The organism is Acinetobacter sp. ABJ-A23_2 (assembly GCF_044538765.1).
Lineage (GTDB): Bacteria > Pseudomonadota > Gammaproteobacteria > Pseudomonadales > Moraxellaceae > Acinetobacter > Acinetobacter nosocomialis_A.
The window spans coordinates 23,564-48,220 of the sequence record NZ_JBIUCP010000002.1 but is presented as its reverse complement, the minus strand read 5'-3'; the positions used below and the strand labels follow the sequence as shown (position 1 = coordinate 48,220).

Here is a 24,657-nt window from a genome sequence, read left to right as displayed (position 1 = left end):
GAGTTGAGCGATACAATGATAGAGAACCCAATTAAACGTCGACCAACACGTAAAATCCGTGTTGGTTCGGTCTATGTCGGCGGCGATGCACCTATTAGCGTGCAAAGTATGACAAATACCGAAACTTGCGATGTCGATGCAACAGTTGCTCAGATTGAACGTTGTGTTGATGCAGGTGCAGATATTATGCGAGTTTCAGTTCCTTCTATGGAAGCAGCTGAAGCCTTTGGTGCGATCCGCAAACGTGTTTCAGTTCCATTAGTGGCTGATATTCACTTTGACCATAGAATTGCCTTGGCAGTTGCAGACTATGGTGCAGACTGTTTGCGTATTAATCCAGGTAATATCGGTTCAGACCAGAAAGTTCGTGAAGTTGTTGCTGCTGCACGTCATCATGGCATTTCTATGCGTATTGGTGTGAATGCGGGTTCTCTAGAAAAAGACTTACAGAAAAAATATGGCGAGCCTACAGGGCAGGCGCTGCTTGAGTCGGCTTTACGTCATATTGATATTTTAGACCGTCTAGATTTCCATGAGTTTAAAGTCAGCGTAAAAGCATCAAATGTGTTTTTAACCATGGATGCTTATCGTTTGCTTTCACAACAAATTGATAATCCATTGCACTTGGGTGTAACCGAGGCTGGTATTTACCGTACAGGTACTGTGAAATCAGCGATTGCTCTTGGTGGGTTATTGATGGAAGGCATTGGCGATACCATGCGTATTTCGCTTGCTGCTGAACCAGAAGATGAAATCAAGATCGGTTTTGATATCTTAAAATCGCTTGGCCTACGTTCTAACGGGATTAACTTTATTGCGTGTCCAAGTTGTTCTCGCCAAGAATTTAACGTGATTCAGGTGATGCAAGCCTTAGAAGAGCGTTTAGAAGATATACGTACGCCAATGGATGTTTCGGTTATTGGTTGTAAGGTAAATGGCCCAGGTGAAGCAAAAGAAGCAGATATCGGGGTTGTTGGGGCAGCGCCTCGTTCATTGGTTTATCGTAATGGTGAGAAAAGCCATTTAATTGATACCAATCAATTGGTTGATGAAATCGAAACTATGGTTCGTCAACGTGTTCAAGAGCTTGAAGAAGCTAAATCTAAAGAAATTATTCGTAGTTCATCATGAGTTCAATTGTCGCAATCAAAGGTTTTAATGACGTTTTACCAACGCAAACAGCAGCGTGGAGACGTCTCGAGCAGCATTTAGCATCGTTAATGGATGCTTATGGTTACCAACAAATTCGTTTGCCGATCGTTGAACAAACGGGACTGTTTAAACGTGCTATTGGTGATGCAACTGATATCGTTGAAAAAGAAATGTATACATTCTTCGATAAAGGGAACCCACCTGAATCATTAACTTTGCGTCCAGAAGGGACTGCGGGTTGTGTACGCGCGTTGGTTGAACATAACTTGTTGCGTGGCGCTACACCACGTGTGTGGTATATGGGACCTATGTTCCGTTATGAAAAACCACAAAAAGGACGTTACCGCCAGTTCCATCAGTTCGGTGTAGAAACTTTTGGTGTCGCGACTCCTGATATCGATGCAGAATTGATTCTTTTGACAGCTCGTTTGTGGAAACGTATGGGCGTTGCCCAAATGGTTCAGCTTGAGTTGAATACTTTAGGTGAAACAGATGAGCGTACAGAATACCGTAATGCTTTAGTTACGTTCTTAAATGAACATAAAGATGCTTTGGATGAAGATTCACAGCGTCGTTTAACGACAAATCCATTACGTATTTTAGATTCTAAAATTGAATCGACCCAGAAAATTTTGGAAAATGCGCCGAAATTACATGACTTCTTAAAAGAAGACAGTCTAAGCCACTTCCAACAATTACAAGACTATTTGACTGCTGCAGGCGTTAAATTTGTAATTAATCAAAAATTGGTACGTGGTCTAGATTACTACAATAAAACTGTTTTTGAGTGGACAACGACAGCACTAGGTTCGCAAGGTACAGTATGTGCAGGCGGACGCTATGATGGTCTGGTTGGTCAATTAAAAGGTAAGGCTGATCAGTCTGTACCTGCTGTTGGTTTTGCAATGGGGATGGAGCGTTTATTGCTTCTACTTGAGCAAGTTGAACAAGCTGAAACTGTACGCGATTGTGAAGTTTTCTTGGTTGCAGAGCCTGCTTATCAAGCTAAAGCATTGGTTTTGGCAGAGCAATTACGTGATCAGTTAGAAGCTGCTAATAGTAATGTTCGCATTAAAACGGGTTCACAAGGCAGCATGAAGAGTCAGATGAAAAAAGCTGATCAAGCTGGGGCCGTTTACGCCATGATTTTGGGTGAACGTGAATGGGAAGCACAGCAGCTTGCTATCAAAGAGTTAGCAACAGCTGAGCAGTCTCAAGTTGCATTGGCTGAACTCGTACCATTCTTAATTGAAAAATTTACAAAATAAACTGAAACATCTGGAAAAGGACAATCACATGAGCTTAAGTGATGAAGAACAATTCGACAGCTTAAAGTCGTTCGCCAAAAAATATGGTTCTGCCATGATTAGCGGGATTCTCATTGCATTGATTGCCTTTTTCGGGTGGGAATATTGGCAAAAAAGAAATCTTGCAACGAGCCAGACAGAAACTGCAAAAGTACAGCAGTTAATGGATGAGGCAAATGCAACAGCCGATAATCCAAATGCTTTAGCTTCAATCACAGCTTCAGCAGATAAACTTGTAAAAGATGATATTGATTCAGTTCAGGCGATACAAACTCAATTTGTATTGGCAAAGCTTGCATATGAAAAACAAGATTATGCTGCTGCTGAAAAAGCTTTGAAAAAAGTTGAAAACTCAAAAGTAAAAGATGAAGGACTGATTCAGGTTGTAAAATTGCGTTTAGCAGATGCACAATTAGCGCAAAACAAATATGATGAAGCTCTAAAAACCTTATCTGGTAATGTCGATCCGGCATTTAAAGCAACAGTAGAAGAGTTACGTGGTGATATCTTTGTTGCGAAGAAAGATATTGATTCTGCTAAAAAAGCGTATCAAGCAGCATGGGATTCGTTACTGGAACGTAAACAAGAGCGACAAATTTTACAAATTAAACTCGAAAGTGTTGGCGTTTTAGTTGAAGATCCACAGATTGAGCGCCCAATTTTGGAAACACAGGTGGAAGAGTCTTAATGAATCAGAAATTCAAACTGCCTTTGGCAATTGCAATCGCATCAGCTGTACTGGTGGGATGTTCTAGCAACAAAGTAAAAGAAGCAAAACCAAATCCACTACCGAAATTGACTGAGTCGAAAAAGTCTCTAGTACCGGTGTTTTCGCGCAGTGTTTCTTCTACGAATAAGGCAGATCCATTACGTTTACAACTTGATGCTAATGACGGTGTTGTTTTTACACTTGATCCTAAAGGTGAAGTTGCTGCATATCGTGGTAAACAACGTCTTTGGGAGAAAAAAGTAAGTAAATTGGGTTTAAGCTCTGGTGTTGAAGCGGCTGAAGGTATTGTTGTTGTGGGTAACAGCAAAGGCCAGTTATTTGCTTTAGATCAAGCTACAGGTGAGCAAAAATGGACTGCACAATTATCTGGTGCATTATTAAGTCCTTCTTTAGTTCAATCTGGACGTGTGATTACGATCGCAAACGACGGTACTGTATTTGCACATGATGCATCATCAGGACAACAAGTTTGGGCATACAAATTGCCAAACGTTCAGTTCAGTTTGCGCGGTCAACCATCACCAGTCAGTCTTGATCCACGTACTGTTTTAATTGCTTCTGCAAATGCATATGTTTATGCAATTGATACGATTAGTGGTATTCCACGTTTCCAACGTCGTGTTGCGGTAAGTGAAGGTCGTTCTGATATTCAACGTCTAATTGATATTGATGGTGATCCGGTTGTTGCAGGCCAGCTAATGGTTACAACTAGCTTCCAAGGTCAAGTCACAGTGACTGATTTGGCTTCTCAACGCGTAGTTTGGAGTGAAGATTCAAGCAGCACCAAACGACCAGAAGTTTATGACAGTAAAGTATTTGTTTCATCAACTGATGGCAAGTTGACTGCTTATGATTTATCTACAGGCGAAAAGCTTTGGGAAAATGAAAGTCTCTTAAATCGTCATTTAAGTAACCCTGTTGTGTTGGGATCCGACCTTATTGTTGGCGATTTGGATGGTGTTTTACACCTAATTGACCCAGCAACAGGTAAATTGGTAGGTCGTTCTAAAACAAGTGGTGAGGTCAATACATTACGTGTTATTGAGAATCAGCTCTACGTTTCGACCCGAAAAGGCGATTTAAGTATTTGGCAGAATCGTTAATTTTGTTCGCTTGTGCTAAAATAGCCGCTTAACAAATTACGCTGTTAAAAAATATCGGGGTGTTTGAATTAAATCAGTTCAAAGCCCCGTCTTTTATTATGGTCATATCTGACCTTAAAATATATCTCCTGTACTGTTTCTAATGCTCATGCCATGAGATATGGCTGGTCTTGAATTAAGGTTATTGTATGAAACCCGTTATTGCGCTCATTGGTCGTCCGAATGTCGGAAAATCAACGTTATTTAACCAGATTACCAAGAGTCGTGATGCACTTGTAGCCGACTTCGCGGGTCTGACTCGTGACCGTAAATATGGTGATGCGACTTATCAAAATAAGTCTTTCATTGTTGTTGATACTGGCGGTATCGGTGAAAGTGAAGGCGGTATCGATAACTACATGGCCGAGCAGTCAAAAACAGCCATCAACGAAGCAGATATTATTATTTTTGTAGTTGATGCACGTGCCGGTTTGTTAGCTTCTGATGAGCAAATTGCTCGTGAACTCCGTACTTTAGGCAAGAAAATTTATCTTGTTGCCAACAAGGTAGATGGCGTACATGCTGAAGCTGCTTTAGTTGAGTTTTATAAACTTGGTATGGGCGAACCATTACAGGTTGCAGCAAGTCATGGTCGCGGCGTACAGCAAATGCTTGAAGACGTACTTGCGGAAGTTCCAGAAGATGAAAATCCGGAAGAGCATGACAAAGATACTGGCTTACGTTTAGCCATTATTGGTCGTCCGAACGTTGGTAAATCAACGCTGGTCAACCGCTTACTTGGTGAAGACCGTGTAGTGGCATTTGACCAACCGGGTACAACTCGTGACTCTATTTACATTCCGTTTGAGCGTGAAGGCCGTAAATACACCTTAATTGATACAGCGGGTGTGCGTCGTAAAGGTAAAGTTGATGAAATGATTGAGAAGTTCTCAATTGTGAAAACTTTACAGGCAATGAAAGATGCTCACGTTGTGGTTGTTGTAGTTGATGCTCGTGAGGGTATTGTTGAGCAAGACTTACACTTAATTGGCTATGCACTTGAAGCTGGTCGTGCCATGGTAATCGCCATTAACAAATGGGATAACATGTCTGAATACGACCGCAAGCAATGTAAGCTTGACGTTGAACGTCGTTTTGACTTCATTCCTTGGGCAAAAATTCATTTAATTTCTGCTTTACATGGAACAGGGGTAGGTGATTTATATCCTTCTATCCACCGTGCTTATGAGTCTGCAAACTTAAAAGTTTCACCAGCGAAATTAACTCAAATTTTGAGTGATGCAACAGAAGCTCACCAACCACCAATGATTAGTGGTCGCCGTATTAAAATGCGTTATGCACATATGGGCGGACAAAACCCACCGACTATTGTGATTCACGGTAACAAGGTTGATAAGACACCTGCGGACTACCGCCGTTACTTAGAGAACGTGTTCCGTAAAGTGTATAAACTTGAAGGTACGCCAGTTCGTATTGACTTTAAAACTTCTGAAAACCCGTTTGAAGGTCGTAAGAGTCAAGTTGATGAACGTACAGCTGCGCGCCGCCGTCGTTATATTCAGAAATTCAAAAAAGCGGAAAAGAAATTTAATCGTTAATCTGTATTCATGTAAAAAAGCCCAAAGTCATCTTTGGGCTTTTTTACAAAGAATTAAGACAGAACAAAGATTTATGAAAAAGTGTGATTGATAAACGTAATTTTTTGTAAATTTCATAACGAATGCTATAATCCATTTTTTTATAAAATAATCTATATTCCGAAAGAATAATGCTGCTTAAGGTTCTTTTTTAGCATGGTAACATTACATCTTGCCCAGTTAACGCTTACACATGCCCAACCTTCTTACGCGGCACTTGAGTGTATTCCCGCCATGCAAAGAAGGCGTCTGTCACCCTTGGCTAAATTAGCGCTCAATAGTGCAATTAGTACTTTAGATGGACAGCGTGTTGATTATATTGTTTGGGTATCACGTTATGGTGATGAAGCCAAAACATTAGGAATATTACAAGATGTTCTGCAAGGCCAAACACCATCACCTACACAGTTCTCTACCTCAGTTCACAATGCTATTTCTGGTTTGTATTCTATTTTATGTCAGGATGACACTCCATCTACCAGTCTAAGTTGTTCATGGACAGAAGGATTAATAGAAGCTTACGCTGCATTAAAAGCTTTACCACGTATTCAGCGAGTTTTAGTCGTAGCCTATGATGAACCCTTACCAAACATTTATAGCGAGACTATTGATTTTCCTGCCTATGCAATGGCTGCTTTAGTAAGTCTGGATCAGCCTAATTTACAGTTTACTGAATGGTCACCTACAGATGAATTAGACGGTCTGACATTTTCTCGTTTTTGGCAAAGTGCTGATCTTTCTATGTCTGAATATGGGTGGAAAAAATGCTAAACCTTAAAAAGTTAAAGCAAAAAAGTAATTATTGTTGGCGGGTAGCTGCTACAGGTTTTAGCTTTGCGAGTTTTGGTATAGGGGGTATGGCAATCGCGGCAGTCATTGCACCTGCATTGAAAGTGACCACATCAGATCCGGAAAAACGCCAACAATATGCACAAAGTATAATTAAGCATAGTTTTAAAGGCTTTACTGAAATGATGGTTAAGCTTGGCATTATGACTTATTCGGTAGAAGGTCTAGAAAAATTAGAAAATAGTCGCCAAGAACTTGTGATTGCCAACCATCCGACTTTGATTGATGTTGTAGTACTAATTGGTATGATGCAGCAAGCTAATTGTGTGGTGAAGGAATCCCTTTGGAGCAATCCATTTACCAAAGGACCAGTACAAAGTGCAGGTTATATTTTAAATGCAGGCTCTAAACAGTTTGTCGAGGATTGTGTTTCTCGGCTAAAAGAGGATAATGCCGCTTCTCTTTTGATCTTTCCGGAAGGTACTCGGACTGAAAAAGGAATGATCCTCAATGAGTTTCAGCGAGGGGCTGCAAATATTGCCATTCGTGCAAATGTGCCAATTCGCCCAGTAGTGATTACATGTGCTCCATCTACATTAACCAAAAATGAAAAATGGTATCACGTACCATCTCGGCCGTTTCATATAGAAGTGAAGGTACTAGATGCAGTGTATGTAAAAGATCTATTAGAAGATTTAACGGTAGGACCTAAACAAGTTCGTGAGTTAAGTCGTAGTTTTTACAAAATTTTTGATGAAGAGTTATCTTGAAATGAGCAATCTTGCTGATGAACTAAAGCAAATGATTATTGATGTTTTAGCACTAGAAGATATTACTATTGCCGATATTGATACAGAAGCTCCATTATTTGGAGAAGGTTTAGGATTAGACTCGATTGATGCCCTTGAGTTAGGACTTGCTTTGAAAAAACGTTACAACATCCATTTAAGTGCAGAATCGGATGAGACCAAACAGCACTTTAAATCAGTTCAAAGTTTGGTTGCGTTGGTCGAAGCGCAGCAGCAAGCATAAGGAGTGTGATGATGTTATCTCAAGAACAAGTACTGGCAAAACTCCGTGAATGGATGGAAGATTTATTTGAAATCGAACCTGAGTCTGTACAGTTAGATTCAAACTTATATTCAGATCTAGATGTAGACAGTATTGATGCAGTTGATTTGGTAGTGAAGATTAAAGAGCTCACAGGTAAACAAGTAAAACCTGAAGACTTTAAAAATGTAAGAACTGTGTTAGATGTAGTGACTGTTATTCAGAACATGACTGCTGAATGAAAATGTTAATTAAAGGGATAATTACAGCACTTTTTGTGCTGTATCCCTTTATTGTGGGCTGGAGTTTATCGCACGGACAATTTGTCTGGGTAAGTGCATTGCTTATAGGGTTAGGTGTTTTACGTTTATTTAGTAAAGGTAATCACCTTTTATGGCCTTTAACCAGCCTTGCTATTGTTTGTGGTGGCTTAAGCTTACTACTACAGGATCATGCATGGTTAAAGCTGTATCCGGTTGGGATGAGTTTAGGCGCTTTAGGTATTTTTGCATTCACTTTAATAAAACCTCCTTCTATGATTGAGCGTTTTGCTCGGTTGGTTGAACCTGATTTACCACCATCAGGTGTTCATTGGACTAGACAGGTCACTAAGGTCTGGTGTGTTTTCTTTTTATGTAATGCATTAATTGCATTCATTACGGTTTTTTTTACTTCGACTCAAATTTGGGTCATTTATAATGGCTTTATTTCTTATGTGCTGATGGGCATGTTATTCCTTGGCGAATTTATTTTGCGTAAAAGGCATCAGCGTTTACATTCTTCAAATCACTAATTCAAAATTATGCAGTGTCATTTTCAGAAATTCATCGATTCGGTTCAGCCACTTTGCTTAGACAGTGCTCTGCATTCAACTAGCTTTAATCATTTTTGGCAGGATGTGGCCTTACAAGCTGGTGCAATTGCTCAATTAGAAAATTTAACTTGGGCTTTATGGGAAACAGATAGCTACGAATTTTTGGTTTTATTATTTGCTGCATTATTGGCTAAAAAGCAGGTGCTGTTACCGCCAAATCGAGTACGTGAATTAGAACAGGACTTTGCAGCACAGCATATTTATTTTTTAAAACGTCAAAGTGTTGAAACAGTTGTTCCCTTATCTTTAACGTTGGATGATGACTTTTTAGAGCAGGCACAACTCTATTTTTATACCTCTGGTTCAACAGGGCAGCCTAAAAAAATCCCAAGAACCCTAAAACAATTACTCAATGAGGTACAAGGCTTAAGCCAAAGTTTTGTTTTTGAAAATGATGCTATAGCTATTGCAACGGTGAGTCACCAGCATATTTATGGATTACTGTTTAAGCTACTTTTACCTCTTGCAACAGGTCGTTGTTTCTATATACCGCAAGTTGCTTATCCAGAAGATGTCATACACGTTCAAAAGCAATTAAAAACACAGAGTTTAAGTAATTATTTGATTTCAAGCCCAGCTTTATTAAAACGCTGGACAACCGATGTGGTTTTAGAACAATGCCAGATGGTGTTTAGTTCTGGTGGCAAACTAGAAAGTGGCGTTCGTCCTTTAGTCAATTGTTTAATTATTGAAGTTTTAGGAAGTTCGGAAACGGGCGGCATTGCCCATCGTGCTAAAGATGATGACGTATGGACGCCTTTTGCGAATGTGGCTATTCGTATTGAAGACCATCAGCTCATGGTCAAAAGTAATCATGCTTATGAAGATAACTGGATTACCACAGGTGATCGTGCTGAATGGGTAGATCACATGTGTAAGAGCTTTCAGCTTTTAGGACGTACCGACCGAATTATTAAGCTTGAAGAAAAGCGTTTGAGTCTAGATGCGATTGAACAAAGTATTCAAGCCTTAGACGAAGTCAAACAGTGTCATGTACTGGTGTTTGAGCATGAGCATCGTCAAATGCTGGGTTGTATTGTTGTTCTGACAGAGCAGGCTCGTGAGCAGTTGCAAAAGCAAGGTAAGGCAGTCTTTGTTGGCCATTTAAAACAGCAGTTGAAAGATCATTTAGAAACCTTAGCAATTCCACGTCAATGGCGTTTTTTAAGTCAGCTACCGCAAAACACACAGTCTAAACTCGATAAAAGTTATTTGAAAACGCTATTCAAGCCGATGTTGCAACCTGTTGTGCTATCACAGAGCCAAAGTGCAGATGACTATATTTTTAGTCTTGAGTTTCCACCTGAGTTAGCATGTTTTAAAGGCCACTTTCCAAACCAGCCTATTTATCCAGGAGTGGGGCAAATAGGTTTTTTACAACATTTTGCTAAATCAATTTGGTCCGATTTAAATTGGTGCCAAGGGTATGAGCAGTTAAAATTCCAAAATCTCATTTGTCCTTATGCTGTTGTACAACTCAAGCTTTCTCGAAAAGAGCATAAGGTGAGTTTTGAATTACGTGATTCAGAACAGATTCTGGCTTCAGGACGACTATTATTTGCTGTGCAAACGGAAGTAGAGGGTTAAAAATGCAAACCAACTATGGCTTTGTTATCCCAGTCTATAATCATCCACATTTCTTAGCAGACTTGATTGCTAATTTGGATGGTTTTCATCTGCCGATTGTGTTGGTAAATGACGGAAGTGATGATGCGTGTAGCCAAATTTTAAAAGACTTGGCAGAGCAATATCCTCAAATTCATTTAATCGAGCATGAGGTAAATAAAGGCAAAGGCCAAGCTGTAATAACCGGATTACGCGCAGCACATGCGCTTGGTTTAAGTCATGCATTACAACTCGATGCCGATGGTCAGCACTGCTGGGATGACATTCCAAAATTTCTGGAACAGTCTCGGCAGCACACTCAAGCAATGGTGATTGGTCAGCCATATTTTGATGCCTCTATTCCCAAAAAGCGCCTATATGGACGTTACATCACCCACTTTTGGGTATGGTTAAATAGTTTATCGTTTGAGATTAAAGACAGTATGTGTGGTTTCCGAGTGTATCCACTTGAAAGCACCATTAAGGTATTGAATAGCGCTAAATTCCAGCCACGTATGGGTTTTGATAGTGAAATTTTAGTGCGTTTAAAATGGGAAAATACACCTTTTATTAATGTCCCGACACCAGTGGTTTATCCAGAGCAGGGGATTTCCCATTTTCATGCTTGGCGAGACAACTTAGGCCTAAGTAAGGCACATGCAACTCTATTTATGGGGATGCTGATTCGTTTGCCGAAACTGTTAAAACATAAGCTGCAAGGTTAACCATGACACAGTCAGCTTCTCCAAAATGGAATGATATTAAAGAGCGTGGTGGCATGTTGCCATTAATGTTAATGCTTTGGTTTTATCGTTTTGGTGGACGCTGGTTATGTAAATTGGTGCTGTACTTTGTGATTATGTGGTACTGGTTATTTGCAGTTGCAGCAAGACAAGCTTCACTACTCTACTTACGAAAGTTACATCGTTTTGCGGGAGCCAAATCTCCATTTACACATGAGCCAACTTTGGGAAATAGCTATGTTCATTTTATGCAGTTCGGCGAATGTATTTTAGATAAAATCGAAGGCTGGTTAGGCAATATTCCAGAGCAAAAACTAGAAATATTTGGACATGAGTATTTTCATCAGCACTACCAAAAGGGCGCTCTAATTGTTGTCTCGCATTTTGGTAATATTGAGTTGCTTCGTGCAATAAAATCAGACCATCCACAAAAAATTAATGTGTTGGTTTATCAAAAACATGCAACGAAATTTAATGATTTTCTCAAAAAAATAAATGATAAAGCAGATGTTTGTCTTTTATCGGTCGATGAGCTCGGTATTGAAACGGCTATGTTGCTACAAGATAAAATGCAACAAGGTGAGTGGGTCATTGTCGCGGCAGACCGAGTGCCTGTGCAGTCAGATCGAGTACAGCAGCTAGAGTTTTTAGGGGAAACTGCTGCATTTCCACAAGGTGCATGGATTTTGGCAAATTTGCTTAAAGTACCGGTCATAGCCGTATTTTGTTATCGCATGCAGCAACAATTTCAAGTGCATATCCATCTCATTTCAGAACAGGTAAATTTACCGCGTGCTCACCGTATTGAAGGTATGCAAAGTGTGACCCGAACCTATGTAAATGTATTAGAGCAGCATTGCATGCGAGCTCCTTATCAATGGTTTAATTTTTATAATTTTTGGACGAAATAACATGCGTGTGTTAACCGTAGGGGAACAACCACTTTGCATTGAAGATGTTGTTGCTGTAGCCAGAGGCGAATGTCAGGTTGCTTTACCTGCGTCTTCTGAATGGCGTGAACTGATTCAAAAAGGAGCTGATTTTCTTGATCAGTTACTTGAAGAAGAAGGCGTTATCTATGGTGTGACCACGGGTTACGGTGACTCATGTTTAGTTGAAGTTCCATTGCATCAGGTCAATGAATTACCGCTGCATCTTTCTCGTTTTCATGGCTGTGGTTTAGGTGAAAACCTTGATGTAATCACCGCACGTGCAGTCGTTGTTACTCGTTTATGTTCATTGGCACGTGGTTATTCAGGTGTGTCGATTGCTTTGCTGGAACGCTTAGTTTGGTTACTCAATGAAAATGTGATTCCGGTTATTCCATCTGAAGGTTCGGTGGGGGCAAGCGGTGATTTAACACCATTGTCTTATATTGCGGGAACTTTAGTTGGTGAGCGTGATGTTTATGTCGATGGACGAATTGTTCCGGTTGCTCAAGTGTATGCCGAAAAAGGGTTGCAGCCTTTAACACTTAGACCGAAAGAGGGCTTGGCCCTTATGAATGGTACTGCGGTGATGACGGCAATTGCATGTTTAAATTATAAAAAAGCCGAGCAGATTGCTCTTGCAAGTACTTTGATTACTGCGCTGAACGTATTGGCATTGGAAGGTAATCCAAGTCATTTCGATGAAGTTCTGTTTGCACAAAAGCCGCATCCAGGGCAGCAACAGATTGCCAAGCAATTACGTGATTGGCTGAACAGTGAAGTACAAACAGCACATCAAAGTCCACGCCTGCAAGATCGTTATTCATTACGCTGTGCGCCGCATATTATTGGCGTGTTTGAAGACTCAAAAGTATGGTTACGTCAATTTATTGAAAATGAGCTGAATTCGAGTAATGACAATCCATTGATTGATCCTGTAGGTATGCGTGTATTGCATGGTGGGCACTTCTACGGTGGACACATTGCACAGGCAATGGATAGCTTAAAAATTATGATTGCCAATATTGCCGACTTGATGGATAGACAGATTGCACAGTTGGTTGATCATAAAATGAATCATGGTTTACCACGTAATTTAACAGGTGCAACGGCTGAACGTTTGCCACTGAATCATGGTTTTAAAGCTGTACAGATTGGAGTCTCCGCGTGGACAGCCGAAGCGCTAAAAAACACCTTAGCTGCTTCAATTTTTTCACGTTCAACCGAATGCCATAACCAAGACAAAGTCAGTATGGGAACCATTGCTGCACGTGATGCGAGCCGTGTGATTACCCTGACACAGCAAGTAATTGCAGCGCTATGCTGTGCGAGTGTACAGGCGATTCATTTGAAAGGTTTAACGGAACAATTAAGCCCAACATTACAAGCCTTCATGCAATGGACCTTACAAAGCTTTGCATTTGTCGAAGAAGACCGACCATTACAAACCGAATTACAACAGATTGTTGATCGTTTAGACCAACTTGAATTGTTTAATGAACCAGAATTTATGGGATAAGGTGAGCGAATGCATGCGGATGTAATCATTGAGATTCCATTTCATGATGTTGATACCATGAATGTGGTTTGGCATGGACACTATTTAAAGTATTTTGAAATTGCACGCTGTAAATTGCTTGATCAATTTCATTACAACTATATGCAAATGAAAGAATCTGGTTATGCATGGCCTGTGATAGAAAGTCACGTCCGTTATGCATATGGTATTGAGTTTGAACAAAAGATTCGGGTTCGGGCTATTTTAAAAGAATGGGAAAACCGTTTAAAAATAGACTATTTAATTTTTGATGCCGAGTCTGGAAAGCGTTTAACCAAAGGCTATACCACACAGGTTGCTGTAAATATTGCAAACCGTGAAATGTGCCTTCAGTCACCTCAGGTTTTATTTGAACGTTTAAATGCGTGGTCTGAGTTCCAACCAACGAGGGGAGCATGATGTCTAAATTTGTTAAAACTTTAGGGATAGGTCTCACAGTCTGGATGGGCAGCTTGAGTGCCGTTTATGCGGCCTCGACAGAAGTGACACAGATTTTTCAGCAGTTGGCACAAACGCCGATAGTCCGTGCTGATTTCGAGCAGCAAAAAAAATTACCGTCTTTGAATAAAACCTTTGTATCCAACGGTTCTTTATTATTTGCGAAATCTTATGGTGTGGCATGGCAAATTAAACGTCCGGTACAGGCGGATCTTATTGTTACTCCAACCAAACTGGTACAAAAAACTCAGCGAACATTTAGCCAGATTCAAATTGATCAATCACCTTATAGTTCTGTTGCAACACTCTTTTTGCAGTTAATGTCAGGTAATGAACAAGCCTTGGCAAAGAACTTTAATGTAGTGAGTGCAAACTATAGTCCAGCGGGCTGGAATATTAGTTTAACGCCAAAAAGTAGCTTATTTAAAAAACTGTTTGTGCGTGTAGATGCTCAAGGTCAACAGTATGTAAACCAAATTGTGATTACTGAAAAAGCCAATAATTTGACCACAATTCGCTTTAGTCACCAGACTTCTAAACCGACGACTTTAATGGCTGCCGAGCATGCGCTTTTCCAATTGGCAAAATAAATTTACTGTACTGTGGCTAATCGCGCTCTTACTGATGGCTGTGGGGTTGGGTATAACGTGGCTTAAAAAAGATATCCATATTCAGACGGATATTTTTGCGCTATTGCCAAAAATGCAGCAGGACCCACAGCTTGCCCGTACTCAGCAGTATATGAATGAGCAACTCAATAACAAAGTATTTGTTGTAGTTGATGCTAAAGATGAATCTGAGATACAACGCGCGACGGAGCTTTTAACGGTACAAGCCAAAAGCAGTGCATTATGGCAACCTTTAAAACCACAACTTGATTTTGATCAATTTGCAAAGCAGCTCTATCAACATCGGGTAGGTTTGTTAAGTGAGCAAGACCAGCAGTTACTACAAAAGCAAGATTATTCGGCACTTAGCGAACAAAGCTTAATGCAGATGATGAGTCCAGGCCTACCTGTGACAGCAGAATCACTTAAGCAAGATCCATTACTCTTGTTTACTCGTTATGCCATGCAATTGGCAAAGCCATCGCAGCAAGATATTGAAATGGAACAAGGCTTTGCGACTATTCATCATGATCAGGGGCTTTCACGATTATTTGTATTACAGTTAACCCAAAGCCCCTACAATATTGATTATCAAGAACAAGTATCGAGCTGGATTGATCAGACTAAACAAAAATTAGCTGCAATGGGACTAAATTCCCATTGGACGGGAACGATTTTATTTACAAATTTTGGAACGCAATCGGCTAAAGAGGAAATCTCGACCATTGGTGTTGGTTCGACATTAGGTCTGATTTTTCTGGTGTGGTTTGGTTTCCGCTCATTACGTCCTATGGCGACAGAATTTATTGCTGTTTCGACCGGAAGCTTTGTTGCATTTGCAGTGACTCACTGGATATTTGGGGAAATCCATCTCATCACTTTAGTATTTGGCGCGAGTCTAATCGGGGTATGTGTCGATTTTTCTTTTTACTTCATGGCAATGCAATCTCAGCATCGCAAGCTAGCTGGTTTCCAGATTTTATTACCTTTATTGCCTAGCTTATTTATGGGCTTAATGACCACCTTAGTGGCTTATGTCTTTTTGAGTTTTACACCATTTCCTGGGTTTAGACAGATTGCGGTATTTTCAATTGTCGGTTTAACTGCGGCTTGGATTAGTAGTGTGCTTTTATTACCAAGACTACCTGCACTTAATGCCCAGCCAGCCATAGATGCTTTGTCATGGATTGGACAAACACGACTGTGGTTTCAGCAACGTGCAAAAATACGCTATAGCTTGATTGCGACTATTTTAGTTGTAGGTACAGTTAGTCTTTTCTACCTTAAAACAAACGATGATATTCGTAATTTGCAAGGTATGGATGCGAGCTTAAAGCAGCAAGATCAAACTGTACGTGAACAATTTGGACAACAGCAGGGCAGTGATTATTTTGTGGTAAAAGCCGCCTCTGCAAATGACATGCAGCAACAGGAACAACAACTTATTGGACAGTTGCAGCAGTTACAGGCAAAAGGGGAAATTTCTGCATTTCAAGCTTTGGGACAGTGGATTCCACCATTGGTTCAACAGCAACATAATGTGCAGTTATTACAAAGTATTCCACGCTCGACTTTAGAAGAATATGCACAAAGTATGGGGCTAAATGTGGCTAATGTTTTGCAATGGCAACAGCAGCTCGCGAAACAACCCTTATTGGATTTCGCCGTATTTAAAGATCATCCTTTAGCTTTTTTACAGCTCCAAGCGAATGAGCGTTTGGTTATGGTGACAGGGATAAAACACCCAGAGGTTTTAAAAGGGCTACAGTCTCAATATGTGCATTTTCAGCAACCGATTGCAACAATGTCACAAATGTTTGCCGAGCATAGAGTACAGGCTCAGCATCTTCTGATTTATGCATTAATTGGATTAACACTAGGCTTAGCCGTTATTTATGGCTTAAGTTCGATTGTGCCTTTAGTTCTGCCTGTGAGTTTGGCGTTATTGAGCACTTTTGCTGTTCAGGCGTGGTTAGGTGTAGAAATTAATTTGTTTAGTATTATGGCGACTTTCCTGATTATTGGGATTGGTGTCGACTATGCAATTTTTTATCGACATGGGCATGATCATCCACAAGTAGTTGGAATGGCGTTATTTTTATGTATGATGTCGACCTTACTTGGCTTCGGATTACTTTCATTTAGCCATACGTATGCAATTCACTGTTTTGGTTTGACGGTTTTATTTGGGGTTATTTTCTCATTCATCTATGCGACTTTACTCACCCCGGCAGATGAAAAACATATCGTGAATTTACAAGACCATTCATAATTTGAATAAATTAAAAAGGAAAGTCGTGCTATGAGCACTTTAGAAAAAATTGATGTAGTCATTATTGGGGCGGGTCCATCAGGAAGTTCTGCTGCGGCACTTCTGCGCAAAAAAGGCTATAAAGTTGCGGTTTTGGAAAAGCAGTATTTCCCACGGTTTTCAATTGGTGAGTCATTACTACCGCAATCTATGGCGTTTTTAGAAGAGGCCGGTTTACTAGAAACAGTTCGCGAGCATGTCGAACAATATGCGTTTCAATTTAAAAATGGTGCGGCCTTTTTACGTGGTAAACAACGCAGTTTTTATGACTTTACTGAAAAATTTACCGATGGACCGGGGACGACTTGGCAGGTTCGCCGTGCAGATTTTGACAATTTACTTGCGAAACAAGCTCAGGCTTATGGGGCAGACCTCCGTTTTGGACATGAAGTTTTAGATGTAGACGTAGCACCGGAACAGCCTATTCTTACGGTATTAGATGAAAATCAGCAAAGCTATCAAATTCAAACCAAGTTCTTACTTGATGCAAGTGGGTTTGGTCGAATTTTGCCAAAATTGTTAGATTTAGAAAGTCCATCAAATTTTCCCGTACGTCGTGCACTGTTTACTCATATTGAAGATGGTATTGCCGATGACCCTGAGTTTGACCGTAATAAAATTTTAATTACGGTACATGAAAAAGACCACCGTGCATGGTATTGGTTGATTCCATTTGCTGATGGCCGAGCTTCTTTTGGTGTGGTCGCTGAACAAGATTTTTTTGACAAATACACAGTTGAAAATGCTGCCGATAATGAGCCAGAGGCAATGTTCAAACGCATTTTAGCCGACGAACCAAGCTTGTCAGAGGTACTACGTCAAGCTAAGTTTGATACACCAGTACGTACTTTGGTGGGCTATTCTGCCAATGTTAAGCATTTGGCAGACCGCAATTATGCACTTTTAGGGAATGCGGGTGAGTTTCTTGATCCAGTGTTTTCATCAGGAGTGACTATCGCGTTAAAATCTTCCAGCTTGGCGGTTCCTTTGGTTGAGCGTGTTTTGCAAGGTGAACAGGTAGACTGGTTGCAAGAATATGAAAAACCGCTGCGCCGTGGTATTCAGGTGTTTCGTGCCTATGTTGAGTCATGGTATGAAGGTGAATTTCAGGACGTCGTTTTTTCACAAAATCAGAATGATGGCATTCGCCGTATGATTTCATCATTACTGGCGGGTTATGCATGGGACGAAAAAAACCCAATTCATAAAAATGCCAAACGTAGACTTAGCACCCTAGCAGAATACTGTCGTGAAGGCTTAACGCAAGAACAGGTATTAGAGGTATAAGCATGCAGCGCAAATGGATGATGATATTACTTGGTAGTTGCCTATGTTTTACGGGCTGCCACGTGATGCCACATGCGAAAGGTTTACAAAGTGCCTTATGGCAAACTCAAGCTTATCAAAGACAGGATCAGGTTGAAGTTCAGTGGAAAAAGCAAAGTTTTAGTTTTTTGCTTTATCAGCAACAGCAAGGAACTGTACTGGATATGGTCGCTTTGAGCTTGACTGGACAACAGCTGTTTAAATTACAGTTTGATGGGCAACGAGTTCATGTAGAGCAGCGTATTGACCAAATGCGCTTATTACCTTTTGAATTTGTGGTACGTGATCTTTTATTTGCGACCTACCCAAAATTTTCAAGCTTGGGACAGCAAGCTGTAGAAATGAAGCAACAGGCTGATAATCAGGATATTTATATTGATAAACAGCCTGTATTACACATCAAGAAAGGTCAGGGAAGTATCGAGTTACTTAATCAACAAGTTCCTTATAGCATGACGCTAAGTTCGATTGAAAATACCTTGCAGCCTCAAAAAAGCAGTACACCATGAGCGTTTCATCTATAAATAATTCTGCTCAAATGGCAGTCGGCATACAGTTCAGTGTAGGTTTATCTGCATTAGGTTGTGAACCTGATCAAATCAAACAAGCATTACAACAGCCGCAGCAAACTTTGACTTTGCGTGATGATTTAATCGCTGATCGCAATGTTTGGGTGGGACAATATACGCACTCATTGTGTTCGAGTGTGCCCGATGCTTTACAGTCTGTCGATTCTCGTAATTTAAGATTTGCTCTGACTGCTTTAGCAAAAATTGAAACCAAACTAAAAAGTTATACAGAGAAGTTTCCATCAAAACGTTTAGCGATTGTGGTTGGAACCTCTACCTCTGGTATTTCTGATAGTGAATTATTGCTTAAGCAATATTTTGAAGGGCAAACTCAGCAACTCATTTCTCACCGACGTCAGGAAATGAGTTGTTTAGCAAAAGCCTTACAACAGTATTTAAATTGGGAAGGGCCAGCATATACTATCTCTACCGCTTGTTCCTCAAGTGCTAAAGCATTGGCTGCTGGGCAGCGTTTGCTACAAGCCGATTTAGCTGATGCAGTACTAGTAGGTGGTGTCGATACTTTGTGCCAACTCACACTCAATGGATTTAATAGCCTAGAGAGTTTATCTAGCGATATTTGTCAGCCATGTGGGGCTGGACGTGATGGTATTAATATTGGTGAAGCCGCAGCCTTCTTTTTACTCACTAAAGAACAAACACCTGTCATGTTAATGGGTGCGGGAGAATCAATGGATGCATGGCATATTTCTGCTCCGCATCCGGAAGGTAAAGGTGCTGCGATCGCAATGGAGCGCGCATTGGAGATGGCAAATATATCTGCACAAGATATTGGATATTTAAATCTTCATGGAACTGCAACTCCACAAAACGATGCCATGGAAATAAAAGCTGTACGACAAGTCTTTGGCGATTATCAAGTTGCTTTAAGTAGTACCAAGCATAAAACTGGACATTGTCTTGGTGCTGCGGGTGCTATAGAAGCATTTATTTGTGAGCAGGTTTTAAAAGATCAAAGCTGGCTACCATTGCATCGAAATGTTGAGATTGATCCGGATTTGGCTGACCAAAAATATGTGCAAAATGCCGAACTAAAACAGCCCGTCCGTTATGTGATGAGTAATTCTTTTGCTTTTGGGGGAAGTAATATTAGTCTTGTTTTTGGAGTGAAGCCCGAATGAAACTGGAGGCAATTCAATATATTCCTCATGAGCAACCAATGGTGTTTATAGACCATTTAACTGAGGTTGCAGAAGGGCGAGCACAAGCTGAGCTAACCATTACACCTGAGCTTATGTTTTGTGAAGCAGAAGGTTTACCGACATGGGCAAGCATTGAAATTATGGCGCAAACCATTAGTGCTTATTCAGGTTGGCAAGGTCAACAGTCAAAACAAGCACCAAAAGTCGGATTTTTATTGGGAACACGTAAATTACATTTACCTATTCCTTATTTCGCCTTGGGTTCTCGATTGATCATTCAAATAGAACAACAATATTTTCATGAAGGACTTGGGCAATTTTCCTGTGAAATTCAATATGCTGAACACTGCATTCAAGCAACGTTAAGTGTATTTGAGCCAACAGAATCACCATTTGAATAACCACAAAGAATTAGGAATACATTGTGACAAGACGAATTTTAGTAACGGGTTCAAGTCGAGGAATTGGGAAGGCGATTGCATTACAACTGGCAAAGGCTGGTTTTGATGTAACGGTACATGCACGTTCGCGTCAGGCAGAGGCCGAGCAAGTCGTACAAGAGATTCAGGCATTAGGACAAAATAGCCATTATTTAATGTTTGATGTAAATGAGCGCAGTACGGTTCAGCAAATTTTAGAACAAGATGTCGAGCAGCATGGTGCTTTTTATGGCGTGGTTCTCAATGCTGGGCTTACCCATGATGGTGCTTTTCCTGCACTCACCGATCAAGACTGGGATGAAGTGATTTCGACCTCATTAGATGGTTTCTATAACGTTTTAAAACCGCTCATTATGCCAATGATTCATTTACGTAAGGGCGGGCGTATTGTCACTTTATCTTCTGTTTCTGGAATTATGGGTAACCGTGGTCAGGTGAACTATAGCGCTGCAAAAGCAGGTTTAATTGGTGCGACCAAAGCCTTGGCACTCGAGTTGGCGAAGCGAAAAATTACCGTGAACTGTGTTGCACCGGGGCTGATTGAAACCGAAATGGTCACCGATGAAGTTAAAGAACATGCACTGAAAATGATTCCGTTACAACGCATGGGACAGGTCGATGAAGTGGCGAGCGTAGTGAAATTTTTATGTTCAGATGAAGCCTCTTATGTAACCCGACAGGTGATCTCTGTAAATGGGGGACTCATCTGATGAAGCGCGTTGTTGTGACGGGAATGGCAGGGATTACCTCTTTAGGTGAAACTTCCGACGAAATTTTTTCTCAATTTAATGCAGCGAAAAGTGGCATCCGCTATATGCCTGAATGGGAACAGTATGTTGACCTTCGGACTAAGCTTGGTGGTCCAGTCGAAACATTTCATGTTCCTAAGCACTTTAACCGTAAAGTGACCCGTGGTATGGGCCGTGTTGCGCTCATGTCTGTGGTATGTGCTGAAACAGCTTTGCAAAATGCTGGTTTACTTGGGCACGAAATTTTGTCCAGTGGTGAAACAGGTGTTGCATTTGGTTCTTCTGCGGGGAGCGTAGAGGCTGTAGGTGAGTTTGCAAGCATGTTGCTTCATCAGAGCATGAGTAAGATTAATGCAACCACTTATATACGTATGATGGCCCATACAAGTGCTGTCAACATGACCGTGTATTTTGGCCTAAAAGGCTTAACTTTACCGACGTCTAGTGCTTGTACTTCTGGCTCTATGGCCATTGGTCAAGCTTATGAAGCAATTAAGTATGGCAAACAACTGGTCATGATTGCGGGTGGTGCAGAAGAGCTCAGTGCTGCGGGCGCAGCTGTTTTTGATGTTCTATTTGCCACAAGTAATATGAATGATCAGCCAGAAAAAACACCACGTCCATTTGATGCAAAACGAGATGGTTTAGTGATTGGGGAAGGAGCAGGCTGTTTAATTCTGGAAGAATACGAACATGCTAAAGCCCGCGGTGCACATATCTATGCTGAACTTATTGGATATGGAAGCAATACTGATGGCCAGCATGTAACTAAACCTGATGCTGAGATGATGGGGCGTTGTATGGAGTTAGCGCTTAAAGATGCATCTTTGCAGGCTAGTGATATTGGTTATGTAAATGCACATGGCACATCGACCGATCAGGGGGATGTAGCAGAAAGTCAGGCGACAGCAAAAGTTTTAGGACGTAAGCCAATTAGTTCATTAAAAAGTTATTTTGGACATACGCTGGGGGCATGTGGCGCTATTGAAGCTTGGCTCAGTATTGAAATGATGAACCGTAATTGCTTTATTCCGACATTAAATCTAGATGAAATTGACCCGCTTTGTGGAGATCTGGATTATATCGTTCAGCAGCCTAAAGTACTCGATGCAGATATTATTATGAGCAACAATTTTGCTTTTGGTGGGATTAATACTTCACTTATTTTTAAACGTGTTAAACAATAAGGAACACAACAATGTTAAATAAGAAAATTTTATTGGTAGCAATGCTGAGTGCTGGTTTTACTGCTACCGTTCAGGCTGCTGATGAAGTACATCATTTAAACTTTAAAGAAGCTGTAGACCGTGCCGTAGCAGATGGAACTTTGGATGGCTCTGTAAAATTTTATTTAAGTGGTACAAAGTCGGGCGGTAAAGTCATTCAAAAAGATGTGGTAACTAATAAAAAGACCAATGGTTTTGCTAAATCAGCAGAAGATTCATGTGATTGGGTTTTACGTTCAGCGCTTATTCAAATGCAAAACAATGCTAAAGCACAAGGTGCAAATGCAGTGACCAATATTGTGAGTTATTTTAAGTCAAATGAAACACGTAGTACGACGACTTATGACTGTTATAAAGGCACAATGATGGCTGGCGTAACGCTTAAAGGCGACATCGTTAAATTTTAATTTATTTGGTAAATAGGGTAGAGATAATGTCTGAGCATATTATAGAAGTTTATACACAGGCATTATCTCAACTTCTTTTAAAGTCCAAACAAGACTTCCCTGATTTTCGTACATTTAACGATTATAAAAAGCAGCAAATACAACATATTAAAAATAAACTATTAGCTCAAAAGCTAAATGTAACCCCAACAGATTTGGTATTTGCGAAACATGAGTATGGCAAACCTTATTTGTTAAATCATACGTTGCATTTTAACCATTCACATAGCCAACAATATTATGCTTTAGCGCTAAGTGAGCGAGTTAAAGATATTGGTATAGATGTTGAAGAACTTGACCGTAAAGTACGTTTAGATAGTTTGGCACAACATGCTTTTCACCCTGATGAATATGCAACATGGCAAAGTCTAGAACAAGATAGAGAGTATTGGTTTAAAGTCTGGACCACTAAAGAAGCTGTTTTAAAAGCATCAGGCCTTGGTATACGTTTAGATTTAAATACGTTAAACACTCAAGCACACCCCACCAATCATGGCGGATTATGTTCGCATGAACTTATTGGAACGTTTGCTTATCAAAATTTTGTTTTAGGTAACATGATTTTAACGGTCGCATGGCGTTCAGAGCAGTCTTGCCGTGGGTTTCAGTTCCCTTCTATTCAGCTTCATTCACTTGAAGGATAGGGTGAGCCAAATAGCACATATAAAAAAACCGCGAATTACGCGGTTTTTTCAGTTTAGAGCAAGCTATAAAATTAAGCTTGACCTTCAACAGCAGCAGCTTGAGCACGTTCCATATTTGCTTCGAACTCTGCATCAAAGTTGATTGGAGTAAGAAGTAATTGTGGGAAGCTACCCTTAGTAACTAAGTCGTTTACAGCTTCACGTAAGAACGGGAACAAAATGTTCGGGCAGTATGCACCCAAAATGTAAGGTAAGCGGTCTTCTTCGATGTTATCGATTAAGAAAATACCAGATTGAGTTACATCTACGATGAACGCTGTTTCATTGTCGTTATTGGCTTGAACCACAACTTTTAAAGATACTTCAAAATGAGTTGGGTCAATCTTTTCAGCAGCAGAAGAAAGATTGATGTTAAGTTCAGGTTGCCATTGTTTAGTAAAAACTTGTGCCCCTGGAACCTCAAAAGAAATATCTTTTGTATAAATACGCTCTAAAGCTAATTGTGGTTGAACTTGTTGTTCTTCGCTCATTGTTTTTTCCTTAATATGGATGCGATGTTAAGCCAATAATTCGTCGAGTTTACCTTCACGCTCTAAAGCATAAAGTTGGTCAAAACCACCGATAAACTGATCATTAATAAAAATTTGTGGAACAGTACGGTGGTTTGTACGTTGCATTAATTCAGCACGTACTTCTGGTGCTTCAACAGAAAGATTTACTTCTTTGTAAGCAACACCTTTACGCTCAAGTAATTGTTTCGCGCGAACGCAATACGGGCATACAGAAGTTGAGTAAACAATGACATTTGCTGCCATAACAATTCTCCTTAAGCTTTTGGTTTGCTTTTAACGAGAGGTAAGCCTTGAGCTTTCCAGTTACTGATACCACCATCAAGGCGATAGCTGTCATGGTGAGCAACTTTTTGCAAAGCGCTACCAGCAACTTGCCCTAGGTTACAGATAAATACCAATGGACGGTCACTTGCTTTTAATTCATCAGCATGACTTGCAATTTGGCTATAAGGAATATTGCGGCTACCACTAATGTGACCCTCGCGGAAGTCTTTGCTATCGCGTAAGTCAATCAAAAGAGCATTTTTCGCTTTCACTAAAATACCAAGCGACTGTGGAGAAATTTTACGACCGTTACGTTGACCTTCAAAAATGAAGAACAATACGATCAAGACTCCGAGTGTACCAAACAAAATGGGGTGATTCCCCATAAACTCTAACCAGCGTTCCACAAGTCACCTAAAAAAAT

General features: G+C 40.4%; 28 protein-coding genes. 25 read left to right on the top strand and 3 right to left on the bottom strand.

From position 1 onward, the window contains the following. Positions 1–15 precede the first annotated feature (15 nt). The 25 genes from ispG (at position 16) to ACH63V_RS01035 (ending at position 23,397) form a co-directional block, all read left to right on the top strand. Positions 16–1,131 carry a flavodoxin-dependent (E)-4-hydroxy-3-methylbut-2-enyl-diphosphate synthase gene (gene ispG, locus ACH63V_RS01155; RefSeq protein ID WP_000572095.1) on the top strand — a complete coding sequence of 372 codons (1,116 nt, stop codon included), beginning with the start codon at positions 16–18 and terminating at the stop codon, positions 1,129–1,131. Continuing rightward, positions 1,128–2,420, top strand: a complete 1,293-nt coding sequence (hisS, locus tag ACH63V_RS01150; protein WP_396462500.1) for a histidine--tRNA ligase — start codon at positions 1,128–1,130, stop codon at positions 2,418–2,420. The genes ispG and hisS overlap by 4 nt, the downstream gene beginning before the upstream one ends. A 28-nt stretch (positions 2,421–2,448) precedes the next feature. Continuing rightward, complete coding sequence (locus tag ACH63V_RS01145; protein ID WP_002053293.1) at positions 2,449–3,147, top strand: tetratricopeptide repeat protein; 699 nt, start codon at positions 2,449–2,451, stop codon at positions 3,145–3,147. Then, positions 3,147–4,292, top strand: a complete 1,146-nt coding sequence (bamB, locus tag ACH63V_RS01140) for an outer membrane protein assembly factor BamB (protein ID WP_396462499.1) — start codon at positions 3,147–3,149, stop codon at positions 4,290–4,292. The genes ACH63V_RS01145 and bamB overlap by 1 nt, the downstream gene beginning before the upstream one ends. 188 nt (positions 4,293–4,480) lie before the next feature. After that, entirely contained in the window at positions 4,481–5,890 is a 1,410-nt protein-coding gene (gene der, locus ACH63V_RS01135) for a ribosome biogenesis GTPase Der (protein WP_005066184.1), read from the top strand. 195 nt (positions 5,891–6,085) lie between these two features. Continuing rightward, positions 6,086–6,700 carry a beta-ketoacyl synthase chain length factor gene (locus ACH63V_RS01130; RefSeq protein WP_114270788.1) on the top strand — a complete coding sequence of 205 codons (615 nt, stop codon included), beginning with the start codon at positions 6,086–6,088 and terminating at the stop codon, positions 6,698–6,700. Then, positions 6,685–7,488, top strand: coding sequence for a 1-acyl-sn-glycerol-3-phosphate acyltransferase (locus tag ACH63V_RS01125; RefSeq protein ID WP_077162756.1), 804 nt, complete (start codon positions 6,685–6,687; stop codon positions 7,486–7,488). Before ACH63V_RS01130 ends, ACH63V_RS01125 begins: the two co-directional genes overlap by 16 nt. A 1-nt stretch (position 7,489) precedes the next feature. Further along, the gene (locus ACH63V_RS01120; protein ID WP_039250423.1) at positions 7,490–7,750 is read left to right on the top strand and encodes a phosphopantetheine-binding protein; all 261 of its coding nucleotides are present in this window, start codon (positions 7,490–7,492) and stop codon (positions 7,748–7,750) included. Positions 7,751–7,755: 5 nt separating this feature from the next. Then, the gene (locus ACH63V_RS01115; RefSeq protein ID WP_170318151.1) at positions 7,756–8,010 is read left to right on the top strand and encodes an acyl carrier protein; all 255 of its coding nucleotides are present in this window, start codon (positions 7,756–7,758) and stop codon (positions 8,008–8,010) included. Continuing rightward, the gene (locus ACH63V_RS01110; RefSeq protein ID WP_311087127.1) at positions 8,007–8,561 is read left to right on the top strand and encodes a septation protein IspZ; all 555 of its coding nucleotides are present in this window, start codon (positions 8,007–8,009) and stop codon (positions 8,559–8,561) included. Before ACH63V_RS01115 ends, ACH63V_RS01110 begins: the two co-directional genes overlap by 4 nt. Before the next feature lie 9 nt (positions 8,562–8,570). Continuing rightward, entirely contained in the window at positions 8,571–10,229 is a 1,659-nt protein-coding gene (locus ACH63V_RS01105; RefSeq protein ID WP_396462498.1) for an AMP-binding protein, read from the top strand. Between the two features lie 2 nt (positions 10,230–10,231). Then, a complete protein-coding gene (locus ACH63V_RS01100; RefSeq protein WP_396462497.1) occupies positions 10,232–10,972 on the top strand; it encodes a glycosyltransferase family 2 protein in 741 nt (246 codons plus the stop codon). A 2-nt stretch (positions 10,973–10,974) separates the two neighbouring features. Continuing rightward, positions 10,975–11,901, top strand: coding sequence for an acyltransferase (locus ACH63V_RS01095; RefSeq protein WP_396462496.1), 927 nt, complete (start codon positions 10,975–10,977; stop codon positions 11,899–11,901). Position 11,902: 1 nt separating this feature from the next. After that, positions 11,903–13,438, top strand: a complete 1,536-nt coding sequence (hutH, locus tag ACH63V_RS01090; protein WP_396462495.1) for a histidine ammonia-lyase — start codon at positions 11,903–11,905, stop codon at positions 13,436–13,438. Positions 13,439–13,447: 9 nt separating this feature from the next. Next, positions 13,448–13,876 carry a thioesterase family protein gene (locus ACH63V_RS01085; protein WP_039250438.1) on the top strand — a complete coding sequence of 143 codons (429 nt, stop codon included), beginning with the start codon at positions 13,448–13,450 and terminating at the stop codon, positions 13,874–13,876. Then, on the top strand, positions 13,876–14,505 hold the full coding sequence (locus ACH63V_RS01080; protein ID WP_104074996.1) for an outer membrane lipoprotein carrier protein LolA: 630 nt from the start codon (positions 13,876–13,878) through the stop codon (positions 14,503–14,505). Before ACH63V_RS01085 ends, ACH63V_RS01080 begins: the two co-directional genes overlap by 1 nt. Then, entirely contained in the window at positions 14,480–16,795 is a 2,316-nt protein-coding gene (locus ACH63V_RS01075) for an MMPL family transporter (RefSeq protein ID WP_396462494.1), read from the top strand. The genes ACH63V_RS01080 and ACH63V_RS01075 overlap by 26 nt, the downstream gene beginning before the upstream one ends. 30 nt (positions 16,796–16,825) lie before the next feature. Then, entirely contained in the window at positions 16,826–18,121 is a 1,296-nt protein-coding gene (locus tag ACH63V_RS01070; protein ID WP_311069568.1) for an NAD(P)/FAD-dependent oxidoreductase, read from the top strand. 2 nt (positions 18,122–18,123) lie between these two features. Next, positions 18,124–18,669 carry a DUF3261 domain-containing protein gene (locus ACH63V_RS01065; protein ID WP_396462493.1) on the top strand — a complete coding sequence of 182 codons (546 nt, stop codon included), beginning with the start codon at positions 18,124–18,126 and terminating at the stop codon, positions 18,667–18,669. Then, positions 18,666–19,871: a beta-ketoacyl-[acyl-carrier-protein] synthase family protein gene (locus tag ACH63V_RS01060; RefSeq protein WP_396462492.1), complete on the top strand. Its 1,206-nt coding sequence runs from the start codon at positions 18,666–18,668 to the stop codon at positions 19,869–19,871. The genes ACH63V_RS01065 and ACH63V_RS01060 overlap by 4 nt, the downstream gene beginning before the upstream one ends. Continuing rightward, positions 19,868–20,293 carry a 3-hydroxylacyl-ACP dehydratase gene (locus ACH63V_RS01055; protein WP_077162746.1) on the top strand — a complete coding sequence of 142 codons (426 nt, stop codon included), beginning with the start codon at positions 19,868–19,870 and terminating at the stop codon, positions 20,291–20,293. The genes ACH63V_RS01060 and ACH63V_RS01055 overlap by 4 nt, the downstream gene beginning before the upstream one ends. 23 nt (positions 20,294–20,316) lie before the next feature. Then, on the top strand, positions 20,317–21,042 hold the full coding sequence (locus ACH63V_RS01050; protein ID WP_151793694.1) for a 3-ketoacyl-ACP reductase FabG2: 726 nt from the start codon (positions 20,317–20,319) through the stop codon (positions 21,040–21,042). Beyond that, positions 21,042–22,268 carry a beta-ketoacyl-ACP synthase gene (locus ACH63V_RS01045; RefSeq protein WP_396462491.1) on the top strand — a complete coding sequence of 409 codons (1,227 nt, stop codon included), beginning with the start codon at positions 21,042–21,044 and terminating at the stop codon, positions 22,266–22,268. Before ACH63V_RS01050 ends, ACH63V_RS01045 begins: the two co-directional genes overlap by 1 nt. A gap of 11 nt (positions 22,269–22,279) precedes the next feature. After that, positions 22,280–22,714 (top strand): excinuclease, encoded by a 435-nt coding sequence (locus ACH63V_RS01040; RefSeq protein WP_263612915.1) that lies wholly within the window; start codon positions 22,280–22,282, stop codon positions 22,712–22,714. Positions 22,715–22,740: 26 nt separating this feature from the next. Beyond that, positions 22,741–23,397, top strand: a complete 657-nt coding sequence (locus ACH63V_RS01035) for a 4'-phosphopantetheinyl transferase superfamily protein (RefSeq protein WP_311069573.1) — start codon at positions 22,741–22,743, stop codon at positions 23,395–23,397. 71 nt (positions 23,398–23,468) lie between these two features. Here the strand turns inward: ACH63V_RS01035 and secB are convergent, their stop codons facing one another. From secB to ACH63V_RS01020, 3 genes are read right to left on the bottom strand one after another with little or no spacing between them, the layout of a single operon-like run. Continuing rightward, the gene (secB, locus tag ACH63V_RS01030; protein ID WP_002053511.1) at positions 23,469–23,927 is read right to left on the bottom strand and encodes a protein-export chaperone SecB; all 459 of its coding nucleotides are present in this window, start codon (positions 23,925–23,927) and stop codon (positions 23,469–23,471) included. Between the two features lie 27 nt (positions 23,928–23,954). Continuing rightward, the gene (gene grxC, locus ACH63V_RS01025; protein WP_000729828.1) at positions 23,955–24,212 is read right to left on the bottom strand and encodes a glutaredoxin 3; all 258 of its coding nucleotides are present in this window, start codon (positions 24,210–24,212) and stop codon (positions 23,955–23,957) included. Between the two features lie 11 nt (positions 24,213–24,223). Then, on the bottom strand, positions 24,224–24,640 hold the full coding sequence (locus ACH63V_RS01020; RefSeq protein ID WP_000443006.1) for a rhodanese-like domain-containing protein: 417 nt from the start codon (positions 24,638–24,640) through the stop codon (positions 24,224–24,226). Between the last annotated feature and the right edge of the window lie 17 nt (positions 24,641–24,657).

Coding starts and splice junctions, on each gene's coding strand:
- ispG (WP_000572095.1), top strand. CDS start 16: ATGATAGAGAACCCAATTAAACGTCGACCAACACGTAAAATCCGTGTT.
- hisS (WP_396462500.1), top strand. CDS start 1,128: ATGAGTTCAATTGTCGCAATCAAAGGTTTTAATGACGTTTTACCAACG.
- ACH63V_RS01145 (WP_002053293.1), top strand. CDS start 2,449: ATGAGCTTAAGTGATGAAGAACAATTCGACAGCTTAAAGTCGTTCGCC.
- bamB (WP_396462499.1), top strand. CDS start 3,147: ATGAATCAGAAATTCAAACTGCCTTTGGCAATTGCAATCGCATCAGCT.
- der (WP_005066184.1), top strand. CDS start 4,481: ATGAAACCCGTTATTGCGCTCATTGGTCGTCCGAATGTCGGAAAATCA.
- ACH63V_RS01130 (WP_114270788.1), top strand. CDS start 6,086: ATGGTAACATTACATCTTGCCCAGTTAACGCTTACACATGCCCAACCT.
- ACH63V_RS01120 (WP_039250423.1), top strand. CDS start 7,490: ATGAGCAATCTTGCTGATGAACTAAAGCAAATGATTATTGATGTTTTA.
- ACH63V_RS01110 (WP_311087127.1), top strand. CDS start 8,007: ATGAAAATGTTAATTAAAGGGATAATTACAGCACTTTTTGTGCTGTAT.
- ACH63V_RS01105 (WP_396462498.1), top strand. CDS start 8,571: ATGCAGTGTCATTTTCAGAAATTCATCGATTCGGTTCAGCCACTTTGC.
- ACH63V_RS01100 (WP_396462497.1), top strand. CDS start 10,232: ATGCAAACCAACTATGGCTTTGTTATCCCAGTCTATAATCATCCACAT.
- ACH63V_RS01095 (WP_396462496.1), top strand. CDS start 10,975: ATGACACAGTCAGCTTCTCCAAAATGGAATGATATTAAAGAGCGTGGT.
- hutH (WP_396462495.1), top strand. CDS start 11,903: ATGCGTGTGTTAACCGTAGGGGAACAACCACTTTGCATTGAAGATGTT.
- ACH63V_RS01085 (WP_039250438.1), top strand. CDS start 13,448: ATGCATGCGGATGTAATCATTGAGATTCCATTTCATGATGTTGATACC.
- ACH63V_RS01080 (WP_104074996.1), top strand. CDS start 13,876: ATGTCTAAATTTGTTAAAACTTTAGGGATAGGTCTCACAGTCTGGATG.
- ACH63V_RS01075 (WP_396462494.1), top strand. CDS start 14,480: ATGCGCTTTTCCAATTGGCAAAATAAATTTACTGTACTGTGGCTAATC.
- ACH63V_RS01070 (WP_311069568.1), top strand. CDS start 16,826: ATGAGCACTTTAGAAAAAATTGATGTAGTCATTATTGGGGCGGGTCCA.
- ACH63V_RS01065 (WP_396462493.1), top strand. CDS start 18,124: ATGCAGCGCAAATGGATGATGATATTACTTGGTAGTTGCCTATGTTTT.
- ACH63V_RS01060 (WP_396462492.1), top strand. CDS start 18,666: ATGAGCGTTTCATCTATAAATAATTCTGCTCAAATGGCAGTCGGCATA.
- ACH63V_RS01055 (WP_077162746.1), top strand. CDS start 19,868: ATGAAACTGGAGGCAATTCAATATATTCCTCATGAGCAACCAATGGTG.
- ACH63V_RS01045 (WP_396462491.1), top strand. CDS start 21,042: ATGAAGCGCGTTGTTGTGACGGGAATGGCAGGGATTACCTCTTTAGGT.
- ACH63V_RS01040 (WP_263612915.1), top strand. CDS start 22,280: ATGTTAAATAAGAAAATTTTATTGGTAGCAATGCTGAGTGCTGGTTTT.
- ACH63V_RS01035 (WP_311069573.1), top strand. CDS start 22,741: ATGTCTGAGCATATTATAGAAGTTTATACACAGGCATTATCTCAACTT.
- secB (WP_002053511.1), bottom strand. CDS start 23,927: ATGAGCGAAGAACAACAAGTTCAACCACAATTAGCTTTAGAGCGTATT.
- grxC (WP_000729828.1), bottom strand. CDS start 24,212: ATGGCAGCAAATGTCATTGTTTACTCAACTTCTGTATGCCCGTATTGC.